Annotated in this window: 7 protein-coding genes; 6 read left to right on the top strand and 1 reads right to left on the bottom strand. The window is 67.4% G+C overall.

Annotated elements, in window-relative coordinates; genetic code table 11:
- Window positions 1-83 precede the first annotated feature (83 nt).
- From ACFRAU_RS16240 to ACFRAU_RS16230, 3 genes are all read left to right on the top strand, one after another.
- A complete protein-coding gene (locus tag ACFRAU_RS16240) occupies window positions 84-1,004 on the top strand; it encodes an AEC family transporter (RefSeq protein WP_378000685.1) in 921 nt (306 codons plus the stop codon).
- Window positions 1,005-1,074: 70 nt separating this feature from the next.
- Window positions 1,075-1,632: a hypothetical protein gene (locus ACFRAU_RS16235; RefSeq protein WP_378000684.1), complete on the top strand. Its 558-nt coding sequence runs from the start codon at window positions 1,075-1,077 to the stop codon at window positions 1,630-1,632.
- The gene (locus tag ACFRAU_RS16230) at window positions 1,629-4,469 is read left to right on the top strand and encodes an ATP-binding cassette domain-containing protein (RefSeq protein ID WP_378000683.1); all 2,841 of its coding nucleotides are present in this window, start codon (window positions 1,629-1,631) and stop codon (window positions 4,467-4,469) included. Before ACFRAU_RS16235 ends, ACFRAU_RS16230 begins: the two co-directional genes overlap by 4 nt.
- 35 nt (window positions 4,470-4,504) lie before the next feature.
- On the opposite strand, the gene metH is transcribed toward ACFRAU_RS16230, so the two are convergent.
- Complete coding sequence (gene metH / locus ACFRAU_RS16225; RefSeq protein ID WP_378000682.1) at window positions 4,505-8,155, bottom strand: methionine synthase; 3,651 nt, start codon at window positions 8,153-8,155, stop codon at window positions 4,505-4,507.
- A gap of 126 nt (window positions 8,156-8,281) precedes the next feature.
- Between metH and ACFRAU_RS16220 the strand changes: the two genes are divergently transcribed.
- The 3 genes from ACFRAU_RS16220 to ACFRAU_RS16210 all read left to right on the top strand — a co-directional run bounded on the left by ACFRAU_RS16220 (window position 8,282) and on the right by ACFRAU_RS16210 (window position 11,640).
- Window positions 8,282-9,409, top strand: a complete 1,128-nt coding sequence (locus ACFRAU_RS16220; RefSeq protein ID WP_378000681.1) for a mandelate racemase/muconate lactonizing enzyme family protein — start codon at window positions 8,282-8,284, stop codon at window positions 9,407-9,409.
- Window positions 9,410-9,419: 10 nt separating this feature from the next.
- The gene (locus tag ACFRAU_RS16215; RefSeq protein ID WP_378000680.1) at window positions 9,420-10,115 is read left to right on the top strand and encodes a FadR/GntR family transcriptional regulator; all 696 of its coding nucleotides are present in this window, start codon (window positions 9,420-9,422) and stop codon (window positions 10,113-10,115) included.
- 169 nt (window positions 10,116-10,284) lie between these two features.
- Entirely contained in the window at window positions 10,285-11,640 is a 1,356-nt protein-coding gene (locus tag ACFRAU_RS16210; RefSeq protein ID WP_378000679.1) for an MFS transporter, read from the top strand.
- Window positions 11,641-11,926: the final 286 nt, after the last annotated feature.

The raw sequence follows: 11,926 nt of genomic DNA, 5'->3' as shown, positions 1-11,926 counted from the left end.
TGGTCCGGTAGACACGGGCCGGTAGGCCCGGTCCGGTAACGTCGATAATCTTCCCAACATACAGATACATAGAAGGGTAAAGCGTGGGCGGCGTTGTCTCCGGAATACTTATCGTTTCTGCAGTCATCGCCGTCGGTTACCTCGCTGCCAGATTCCGCATTCTGGGTCCCGAGGTCCAGGGTGCGCTGACCCGCACAGCGTTCTACATCACCAACCCTGCCCTGCTTTACACGGTGGTGGCCGGCTCCGATATCCGGGCCGCCCTCGGAACGGACGCCCCGCTGGCGCTGCTTTCAGCAGCGGCAGTGGGGCTTCTTTACTGGCTGCTGAGCTTCCTGTTCTTCCGCCGCCCGGCCGCGGAGACCGCCGTCGGCGCGATGGCCAGCAGTTACGCCAACGCCAACAACATCGGGATCCCGGTCTCGCTGTACGCCGTCGGCACGGCACAGCATGTGGCGCCCGTGCTCCTGGTGCAGCTCCTGGTCATGGCCCCGTTCTACCTCACGCTTCTGGGGCTGTTCTCCGGCGCCCGGATCTCGTGGAGGAAGGTGCTGCTCCAGCCGCTGTCCAACCCCATGATCATTGCCTCCGCGCTTGGCGTCGTCGTTGCCCTGACGGGCTGGCAGGAACCGGACCTGCTGGAAAAGCCCATCGACATGCTGGCCGGCGGCGCTGTCCCCATGGTGCTTCTCGCCTTTGGCCTGTCGCTGGCGGGGAGGGCGCCGCTGCAGAAGGACGACGGCCGGACCGAGACGCTCGTAGCCACGTCCCTGAAGATCGCCGGCATGCCTTTGGTTGTCTGGTTGCTGGGGCGCTTTGTGTTCGGGCTGGAGGGGCAGCACCTGCTGGCAAGCGTGATCATGGGGACGCTGCCCACCGCGCAGAACGTCTTTCTCTTCGCCTCCCCCTACGGCCGGGGCATGACGGTGGCCCGCGACGTGATCCTCTGCACCACCATCCTGTGCGTGGGGGCGCTGCTGATTGTGGCGTGGGCTGCGGGGTAGGTAAGGGCGCATGACGTCACACAACGCGACAGCAACCGGATCCGGACAGGCAACGACCTACCCTTGACAGGTGACTTTGACTCAGATCCGCACCGCCGCCGCGAGCTCACTCGCCGCCGCAGCCCTCCTGTTTACCCTCGCCGCCTGTTCCACCCCGGCCGCCACCCAGCCAACTACCTCTGCACCGGCTTCGCCGGCAACGGCTTCCTCCAGCGCCGCCGCCGGGCCCTGCGCCGGGGTGAAGGTCATTCTCGATTCGGGCGCCCTGAAGCAGGCTGCCGCTGATGCGTCGGTTTGCGTGCCTGTGGACGGGCCGACTCTCGCTTCCAAAGTGCTCGACGAGGCAAAGGTGAAAACCGAGGGCACGGACGCCTATCCCAAGGAACTGGTGTGCCGCGTGAACGGTGTGCCCGCCGCGGACCTCGACATCGTCCACAAGGACGGCACGTACCGCGAGGAATGCAAGAAGATGCCCGCTGCCTTCGCCTACTGGTCCCTCTGGGTTAAGCCGGCCTCCGGTGCCTGGGCCTACGCGCAGGAAGGCCTCGCCACCCTGAAGGTCGGCCCGGGACAGAGCCTGGAACTGCTGTACACGGTCGACGGCGCACCGGCCGCACCGGCGGCATGACCTTTCGACCCGCGCCGTTTCGCGCAGGGACGGCTCTCGCCGTCGTCTTCATCGCGGCGCGGGTCATCTACCGCATCCTTTTCAACGGGGCGGGCATCGGTGACACGGTTCTGCTCAACATACCGGCGTTCCCGTTGCCTGCCCCGTACGCCCATGTGGTCCTCTTCGGCCCAGTAACAACTCAAGGCCTGTGGGAGGCGGTCCTGTCCGCCCTGCCGATCGCCGGCACGATCTTCGGCTTCGGTCTCCTCAACGCCTGGGTGGACGTGGCCCGCGGCTTCGTTCTCCTGGCCCGTGGCGGCCCCATGCAGGGCATGGCGCGGATGCTTGTAGTGGCCTGGGCGGCACTTCCGGCGCTTTCCGACGCCGTGGCCTCCGTGCGGCTGGCTTTCCGGTTGCGGGGCGAACGCTTCGGACCCCGCGCGCTTGTTCCCGTGCTGGAGCGCACCCTCGAGCACGCCGGGCGGGTGGCCGCGGCCCTGGAGCTGCGCGGTTTCGGGAGCCGGGCGGCACACCAACCCGGCCGCGATATCCAAGCACCGCTTCTCGTCCGGGACGCACAATTCCGCATCGGCGAGGCGCGGGTGCGGGTCGCCGGGTTCACGCCGCCGGGAGGGTCAATCGCGGTCATTACCGGGCCGACGGGTTCCGGCAAGTCCACCATCCTGCGGGGTATCGCGGGCCTGCTCTCACACGTTGACGGCGGTGGAATTTCCGGCACGGTGCGCGTCGCCGGGACGGACCGTGCCACCACGCCGCCGCGCGATACGGCCCGCCTCATCGGCGTCGTATTGCAGAATCCGCGCGCCGCATTCGCCACCACCCGGGTCCGCGACGAGATCGCCCTCGCACTCGAACTGCGCGGTGTGGCATCCGGCATCGCCAAGGCCCAGGTGTCAGACGTCGCAGCGCGTATCGGGGTCTCGGCCTTGCTGGACCGGAACCTCAGCACCCTCTCGGCGGGTGAGGCAACGCTCGTGGCCATCGCCGCCGCCGTCGTGGAACATCCGGCCGTGCTCCTGGTTGACGAGCCCCTGGCCGACCTTGATACCGCGGCACGCGGACATGTCATCGCCGTGCTGGCCGCCCTCGCCCGCGAAGCGGGTGTCTGCGTCATCGTGGCGGAGCACCGGGCGGAGTCGCTCGTGCCCGTTGCCGACACGTGGTGGACCATCGACGACGGCGCCCTGGTGCCCGGCGTCGCACCCTCCGCTTCGGCCCCGGTCACTGTCCGGCCAACACTCGAGCCGGCGGGGCATGCGCCCGTGCTGACGGCGACAAAGCTCTCGGTGCACCGCGGGGGCAAGCCACTGGTGCGGGATGCTTCCCTGACCCTGCACCGCGGTGAAGTGGTGGCCCTGGTGGGGCCAAACGGGGCCGGGAAGTCGTCCCTGCTCGTGGCACTCGCGCTCGGTGAAGGAACGGTTGGTGCAGGAACGGTCGGTGAAGGAACGGTCGACGGCGGCACGGTCGACGGCGGCCGGGTCGCCCTCGTTCCGGACGCCTCCGATGACCTCTTCACCAGGGACACCGTCGCGGCAGAGCTCCGCGCGGCGGACCGACGCCAGGCGCGCCGAAAGCGCGGTGGACAGCTTGCCCACGGCGCCACCGAGTCACGCCTTGCCCGCCTGCGGGGAGACGCGGGGATGCCCATCGGACACGAGCATCCCCGGGACCTCTCTGCAGGGGAGCGCAGGATCCTTGCCATCGCGCTGCAGACCGCCGACAACCCACAGGTGCTCCTGATCGATGAGCCCACCCGCGGACTCGATCCCGCGGCGCGCGCAGCAGTCTCGGCAGCGCTGCGGGCCGCAGCGGAGGCCGGCACGGCGGTTCTGATCGCCACGCACGACCTTGATTTTGCCGACGGCCTCGGCGCCCGGATCCTCCCGATGCGTGACGGCGTCGCGCCTTCAGCCCTGCTGACCCATGAGCCCGGGCCGTTCGTGCCGTCTCCTCCTCGGACGGGTGCCGGACCAAGGCCGCGGGTCATCGAACAAACAGACTCCCCCGAGGCTCAAAGACGGCGCCACATCCGGATGCCGCGGGCTGCGGAGCTCACGGTTCTCGCCGCTGCAAACCTTCTGGCTCTCGCAGCGTTCTGCTGGCCGTTGCTCGCGGCGGCCCTTCCGGAAGATGCCGCCGCGGCTGTCCCCTACGCGGCGCTGGCCATCGCCCCGATCGCCGCCGTCGCCGTCGCCGTGTCCATGGACGGGTCGGTCCGCTCGGCGCACACGGTGGCGCTGCTCGGCGTCCTGGCCGCCGTCGGTTCGGCGGTGCGGGTGGCGAGCACCGGCGTCGGGGGCGTGGAAGCGGTCTTTATTCTGCTGATCCTGGCCGGCCGCGCGTTCGGTGCCCGTTTCGGCATGCTTCTCGGTGCCGCCACCATCGCCCTCTCCAGCGCCTTGTGGGGTGGCATCGGGCCCTGGAGCCCGTTCCAGATATTCGCCTGTGCGTGGGTGGGCGCCGGGGCTGGCCTGCTCCCCCGCCGGGTGCGCGGGAGAGCCGAGCTGTGGATGCTGTGCGGCTACGGCGCCCTGGCAGCCTACCTGTTCGGCCTGCTGACCAACCTATGGTTCTGGCCCTTCGCGGTGGGCGCCGGCACCGGCATTTCCTACGTTCCCGGAGCTCCGCTGGGCACCAACCTCAGCAGTTTCCTGCTCTACTCCCTCCTGACCTCGACGGCCGGATGGGACACCTTGCGTGCCGCCACCACGATCATCGGAATCGCTGTGGTGGGGCGCGCCATTCTCGCTGCACTGCGGCGAGTGAAGCCGGTCTCCAGCGCGGGCGGACAGGCCGAACAGGCCCAATCCACCCAGACCGTATCCATCTAAGCCCTATCCATCTGAGACCAGAGACCGGCGCCAACTCACACCTTGAAGTACTTCGCCTCCGGGTGGTGGAAGACGAACGCGTCGGTGGACTGTTCGGGGTGCAGCATCAGCTCATCGCTCAGGACCACGCCCATCCGCTCGGGATGCAGCAGTTCCACCACCTTGCGGCGGTCCTCCATGTCCGGGCACGCGGGGTAGCCGAGCGAGAACCGCGCACCGCGGTAGTCGAGCTTGAACAGGCCGGCCTTCTCCTTCGGCTCCTCGGCCGCGAAACCCAGCTCCGAGCGGATCCGTGCGTGCCAGAACTCCGCCAGTGCCTCGGTGAGCTGCATGACCAGGCCGTTGAGCTCGTAGTAGTCGCGGTAGTGGTCGCCGGCGAACAGCTTGGCAGTCACCTCATCGACATTGCCGCCGGCGGTGACCAGTTGCACCGGCAGGACGTCGATCCGCCCCGATTCGCGAGACCGAACGAAGTCGGCGAGGCACAGGTGCCGGTCGCGGCGCTGGCGCGGGAAGTCGAAACGCAGCCGCTCGGTGCCCAGCGGACCGCCTGATCCGCCGTCGGGGGCGAGCAGGCCCGCGGTGCCGAGGACGCCGTCGCGGTCCTCCCCGTGGTGCAGCACCACCACCTGTTCGCCTTCGGAGACCACCGGGAAGTAGCCGTACGCAACGGACGCGTCGAGCATTCCCTCGCCGAGGATACGGTCCATCCAGTACCGCAGGCGCGGCCGGCCCTCGCGTTCCACCAGTTCCTCATACGAGGCGCCGTCGTCGCCGCGGCCGGGCTTGAGCCCCCACTGCCCCATGAAGGTGGCGCGCTCGTCGAGGAATGCACCGAAGTCGTGGAGCGAGACGCCGCGCACAATGCGCGTGCCCCAGAACGGCGGCGACGGCACGTGGTTGTCGGCGGCGACGTCGGAACGCCCGGGCATTGCCTCCGGCTCGGTCACCTTGAACTTCGGGCCTCCTTTATGGATCCGCTTCTTCAGCGCGGGCAGTCCGACCTCCGCGGCGTCAGCGCCGCGGGCGACCTGCACCAGCGGCTCCATAAGCGACAGGCCCTCGAAGGCGTCCTTCGCGTAGCGGACCTCTCCCTCGAACTGACCCGCCAGGTCCTGCTCCACGTAGGCTCGGGTCAGCGCCGCGCCGCCGAGGATGATCGGCCACTTCTTCGCCAGGCCACGGGACTGCAGTTCCTCGAGGTTCTCCTTCATCACCACGGTGGACTTCACCAGCAGGCCGGACATGCCGATCACGTCCGCGTCGTGTTCCTCGGCCGCGGCGATGATGTCGGCGATCGGCTGCTTGATGCCGAGGTTGATCACCTTGTAGCCGTTGTTGGTGAGGATGATGTCCACCAGGTTCTTGCCGATGTCGTGCACATCGCCGCGCACGGTGGCGATCACCATGGTGCCCTTGCCCGAGGAATCCGACTTCTCCATGTGCGGCTCGAGCAGGGCCACCGCGGTCTTCATCACCTCGGCGGACTGCAGCACGAAGGGCAGCTGCATCTCGCCCGCGCCGAAACGCTCGCCCACCACCTTCATGCCCTCGAGCAGGTAGTCGTTGATGATGCCGAGCGGGGTCAGCCCCTCGGCGCGGGCCAGGTCCAGGTCCTCTTCAAGGCCCTTTCCTTCGCCGTCGATGATGCGCCGCTCCAGGCGTGCGCCGGTGGGCAGCGCCGCAAGTTCCGCCGCGCGCTGGTCCTTCAGCGCTGCGGTGTCAACGCCGGCGAACAGGTCCAGCATGCTGGCCAGGGGGTCGTACGTGAGGTTGCCGTCGCCGTCGTATTCGCGGCGGTCCCAGACGAGGTCCAACGCGACCTTGCGCTGGTCCTCCGGGAGGGAGGCGAGTGGCACGATCTTGGCCGCGTCGATGATGCCGCTGGTCAGGCCGGCCTGCACGGCCTCGTGCAGGAACACCGAGTTCAGGACGATGCGCGCTGCCGGGTTCAGGCCAAAGGACACGTTCGAGACGCCGAGGGTGGTTTGGATACCGGGATACTTCGTGGTGATCTGGCGGATGGCTTCGATGGTTTCGATGGCGTCCCGGCGGGTTTCCTCCTGGCCGGTGGCGATGGGGAAGGTCAGGGCGTCGACGATGATGTCCTCCACGCGCATCCCCCATTCGCCCACCAGGGCGTCGACGAGGCGCGAGGCGATGGCCACCTTGCCGTCGGTGGTGCGTGCCTGGCCCTGCTCGTCGATGGTTAAGGCGATCACGGCAGTGCCGTGTTCCTTCACGAGCGGCATGATGCGCGCGAAGCGGCTGTTGGGGCCGTCGCCGTCCTCGTAGTTAACGGAGTTGACCACAGGCCGTCCGCCGATGTGTTCGAGCCCGGCCTGCAGTACCGGCGGTTCGGTGGAGTCAATGACGAGCGGGAGCGTGGAGGCCGACGCGAAACGCGAGACGACCTCCTTGATGTCGGCCACGCCGTCGCGCCCCACGTAGTCAATGCACACATCGAGCAGGTGCGCGCCGACGCGGACCTGCTCGCGCGCGATGTCGACGCAGTCGTCCCAGCGCTCCTCGAGCATCGCCTGGCGGAACGCCTTCGAACCGTTCGCGTTGGTCCGCTCGCCAATGGCGAGGTACGCAGACTCCTGGTCGAAATTCACGTGATGGTAAAGGGAAGCGATGCCGGCTTCACGCTCGGTGGGTACGCGGCCGCCGTCGGCGCCTCTCCCGCCGCTGGTGACGGCGGCGCTGGTGCGGAAGGGCGCAAGACGCTCGACGACGGCGGCCATGTGCTCCGGCGTCGTACCGCAACATCCGCCCACCAGGCCCAGGCCGAATTCCCGCACGAACTGCTCATGCGCGGTGGCGAGTTCGGTGGGTGAGAGCGGGTAGTGCGCACCGTTGGCACCAAGGACGGGCAGGCCTGCGTTGGGCATGCAGGCGATCGCGACGGAGGACTGCTTGGAGAGGTGGCGCAGGTGCTCGCTCATCTCGTCCGGCCCGGTGGCGCAGTTCAGGCCGATGGCATCGACGCCGAGGGGTTCGAGGGCGGTGAGTGCGGCGCCGATCTCGGAGCCCATCAGCATGGTCCCGGTGGTTTCGACGGTCACCTCGACGAAGATCGGGAGCCGGGCGCCGCGGGCCACGATGGCCTGCTTACAGCCGTTGACCGCGGCTTTGGTCTGCAGGAGGTCCTGGCTGGTTTCGATGAGGAAGGCGTCCGCTCCGCCGTCGATGAGGCCTTCGGCCTGCAGCGCGAAGGTCTGCTTGAGGTAGTCGTAGGTGGTGTGCCCTAGGCTGGGGAGCTTGGTGCCCGGCCCCATCGAGCCCAGCACCCAGCGCATCCGTCCGTCAGCTTTTTCTGCCGCCTCGGCGCGGTCCCGGGCGATCTCCGCGCCCTTCCGGGCGAGCTCTTCAATCCGGTCGTCGATGCCGTAGTCGGAAAGGTTCGACCAGTTCGCCCCGAAGGTGTTGGTTTCGACAGCGTCGATGCCCACCGCGAAGTACGCGTCATGAATGTCCGCGAGGACATCCGGGCGCGTGACATTGAGGATCTCGTTGCAGCCTTCCAGCCCCAGGAAATCGGCTTCGAGGGACAGTTCCCGGTCCTGCAGCATGGTGCCCATGGCCCCATCGGCAATGACCACCCGTTGGTTCACCGCATCCAGCAGCGACTGGGAGCGGGCGGGACGGGGGACGGAGTCGATATCAAGCGCAAAACGAGGCATAGGAACAGACTACGGGCGGGGCCCCAACATTGCGCCGTCTTTTCAGGTACTACTTGTATTATAAGTAACCAACTTGTATCCTAAGTGAGCGGGCGATGCTGCCCCTACTTCCCAAGGAGAACACCCATGAGCACCGTCGATCTCATTCGGCACGTCAAACTTTCCACCGCACGCCTTCCGCTGGCCGTCCCGATCAGCGACGCCAAGGTGTTCACCGGCCGCCAGAAGCCCATGACCGAGGTCGTTTTCCTCTTTGCCGAGATCACCACGGAGCAGGGCCACACCGGCCTCGGCTTCAGCTACTCCAAGCGCGCCGGCGGTCCCGCCCAGTACGCCCACGCCAAGGAAGTTGCCGAAGGAATCATCGGCGAGGACCCCAACGACATCAGCAAGCTCTACACCAAGCTGCTCTGGGCCGGAGCCTCCGTGGGGCGCTCTGGCGTCGCCACCCAGGCCCTCGCAGCCATCGACATCGCCCTGTATGACCTCAAGGCCAAGCGCGCCGGGCTGCCCCTGGCCAAGCTCCTGGGCTCCTACCGTGACTCCGTCCAGACCTACAACACCTCCGGCGGCTTCCTGAACGCCACCCTGGACGAGGTGAAGGCCCGCGCCACGCAGTCCGTCGAGGAGGGCATCGGCGGCATCAAGATCAAGGTCGGCCTCCCGGACACCAGGGAGGACCTGCGCCGCGTGGCCGGCATCCGCGAACACATCGGCTGGGACGTGCCCCTCATGGTGGACGCCAACCAGCAGTGGGACCGCGCCACCGCACTGCGCATGGGCCGCCAGCTCGAAGAGTTCAACCTCATCTGGATCGAGGAGCCGCTGGACGCCTACGACTTCGAGGGCCATGCGCACCTCGCCCAGGTCCTGGACACCCCCATCGCCACCGGCGAAATGCTCGCCTCCGTGGCCGAGCACAAGGGCCTCATCGCTGCCAACGGCTGCGACGTCATCCAGCCCGATGCCCCGCGCGTCGGCGGCATCACCCAGTTCCTCCGCCTGGCAGCCCTCGCCGACGAACGCGGCCTGGGCCTGGCCCCGCACTTCGCGATGGAAATCCACCTGCACCTGGCCGCCGCCTACCCGCGCGAACCGTGGGTGGAGCACTTCGACTGGCTGGACCCGCTGTTCAACGAGCGCCTCGAAACCAAGGACGGCCGCATGATCGTTCCGGACCGTCCGGGCCTCGGCGTGAGCCTCAGCGACCAGGCCCGCGCGTGGACCACCGAGACGGTGGAATTCGGCGCGTAACCTTGAATCCATGAGCCGGAACCTGACCGCGGACCTCGCCGCCGATCTTCGCACCCGCATTGTCGACGGCGACATCCAGCCCGGTGAAAAGCTTCCGAGCGAAAACACCCTCATCGGCGAGTTCGGCGTCAGCCGGACGGTGGTCCGGTCCGCCCTCACCCGGCTCCAGGCAGAGGGCCTCGTGGAAACCGAACGTGGGCGGGGAAGCTTCGCGCTGACCCCGCCCACGGCGGGTCCGACGCCGGGCCAGCCCGCCAGGGCTGTGGTCACCGCGGAGGACCGGCTGCACCTGCTGGAATTCCGGATCGGCGTCGAAACCGAAGCAGCGGCGCTGGCAGCCGGAAACCGGACGGAGCGGCAGCTGAACGCCCTGCGGCAGGCACTGGCGGAATTCACTGACAGCGTGGAGCATCCTGCACACGCGATGAAGGCCGACTTTGAGTTCCACAAAGCCGTCGCCGCAGCCTCGGGAAACCCCTTCTACACGGACTGCCTTGCCTCGCTGGGCCAGACCATGATCGCCATGCCGCGCACCCGGCTGATGACCGGCGTCGAGCATTACGCGCGGGACCACTTCGAGCAGGTGGTCCATGAACACGGGTCCATTTTTGCCGCCATCGCAGACAGCGATGGGGCCGCGGCGTCCGCAGCGATGCGCAATCACCTGGCCAACTCCCGGCGCAGGCTCCGGGCGGGCCGCGAGTAAGCGCCATGCGGCAGTAGTTCCCTGCGGGTATCACGCCATGCAATATGCGTGTTGGACGGGCATGAAACCTACTGCTTACAGTTAATGCGTGCTGTGGCGAGGACCACAACGGCCTGCCCCGTCGTCCCCCCAGCGTGATCTTGCTGCTCTATCAAAGAGGATTCCCCCAATGCAGTCTGTAGACACCGCTGTCACGGATCTGGCTTCGGCCGTGAAGAAGTTTTTCCGGCGCCTGCTGCCCGTCATGCTGGTCATGCTCGTGTGCAACCAGCTGAACCGGTCCAACATTGGCTACGCCCAGGACCACCTGCAGGCTGACGTCGGCATCGGTGCCGCGGCCTACGGCTTCGGCGCCGGGCTGTTCTTCATCGCCTATGCCATTTTCGAGCTCCCCAGCAACGTGATGATGGAAAAGTACGGTGCCAAGATCTGGCTGACCCGGATCATGGTCAGCTGGGGCATCGTGTCCTTCCTGATGGCCTTCGTCCAGAACGAGATGATGTTCTACGTCCTGCGGTTCCTGCTGGGTGCGGCGGAAGCAGGCTTCTTCCCTGCCGTCATCTTCTACTTCGCCCGCTGGGTGCCCGCCGGCCAGCGCGGCAAGGCCACCGCCGTCTTCATCGCCGGGTCCTCCGTGGCAGCTGCCCTGTCCGGCCCCATCGCCGGCCTGCTCCTGAGCCTGCACGACGTCCTTGGCCTGCGCGGCTGGCAGTGGCTGTTCGGCTTCGAAGGCGTGCTCTCCGTCGCCGTCGGCATCATCGTGTTCTTCTTCCTCGACGCGAAGATCCAGGATGCCAAGTGGCTCACGGCCGGTGAGAAGTCAGCCCTCACCGCAACGATCGACCAGGAGGACGCCCAGCACACCAGCGCTGACGGCGGCAAGGTCAACCGCTGGAAGATGCTCTTGAACCCGCAGATCCTCCTGCTGTGCGGCATCTACTTCTCGGTGCAGCTCTCCATCTACGCCAACACGTTCTGGCTGCCGACGATCGTCAAGCAGATCCCCGGCACCACGGACCTCAGCGTCGGATTCCTTTCCTCCATCCCGTGGGTGTGCGCCGTCTTCGCCATGTACTTCGCGGCCAAGTGGCAGGACAAGGCGAAGTCCAAGCGCCCACTGCTGGTTGCCGCGCTCCTCGTGGCCGCCGTCGGCACCCTCGCGGCAGCCGTCGCGACCCCGGTCCTAGCCCTGGTGTTCCTCGCGGTCGCAGCAATGGGCTTCAAGAGCGCCTCGCCGCTGTTCTGGACCATCCCGCAGTCGGCCCTGCACCCGCTGGTCCTCGCCCCCGCCATCGCCATCATCAACTCGCTGGGCAACCTCGGCGGCTTCGTGGCGCCGTTCGGGTTCGGCATCATCAAGGAGCAGACCGGCAGCGTGGTGCCCGGCCTGTTCGCCCTCGCCGCGGCGTCAACGGTGGCAGCCATCCTGGTGTACTTCCTCAAGGAGCGGAAGCCCGCCGGCGATGTTACCGAGAAGGCACCGGCGCCAGGCCCAACCCGGATGCAACCGTCAACGGCGAAGTAGGGCCATCCACAGTGATCTGACCGTCCCGCTGAGTTGGGACGGGATATTCGGAGGAGCGCGGGGCGGGTGTCGGAATTCCGGCACCCGCCCCGCGGCGCTTAACCGCCGGTTACCGGTGGCCTCCCAGCTGAAACAACGAAAGAACCCCGGGAAATCATTGATTTCCCGGGGTTCTGATGCGTGCGCGAGGGGGTGTGTGATCTCAGGACATAGGCGACACATGTCCCGGGACATGCACGACAGCTGATACACGACACGTGTCCCGCGACATCGGCGACACCCCGGC

Source organism: Arthrobacter sp. NPDC056691, assembly GCF_042791415.1.
Classification (GTDB): Bacteria; Actinomycetota; Actinomycetes; order Actinomycetales; family Micrococcaceae; genus Arthrobacter.
Note: the sequence above shows the minus strand (reverse complement) of the source record. Positions and strands in the feature narration are given on the sequence as shown.

What these genes read in the sequence shown, in the direction of transcription:
- ACFRAU_RS16230 (WP_378000683.1), top strand. Translation starts at nt 1,629, where the DNA reads ATGACCTTTCGACCCGCGCCGTTTCGCGCAGGGACGGCTCTCGCCGTC.
- metH (WP_378000682.1), bottom strand. Translation starts at nt 8,155, where the DNA reads ATGCCTCGTTTTGCGCTTGATATCGACTCCGTCCCCCGTCCCGCCCGC.
- ACFRAU_RS16220 (WP_378000681.1), top strand. Translation starts at nt 8,282, where the DNA reads ATGAGCACCGTCGATCTCATTCGGCACGTCAAACTTTCCACCGCACGC.
- ACFRAU_RS16215 (WP_378000680.1), top strand. Translation starts at nt 9,420, where the DNA reads ATGAGCCGGAACCTGACCGCGGACCTCGCCGCCGATCTTCGCACCCGC.
- ACFRAU_RS16210 (WP_378000679.1), top strand. Translation starts at nt 10,285, where the DNA reads ATGCAGTCTGTAGACACCGCTGTCACGGATCTGGCTTCGGCCGTGAAG.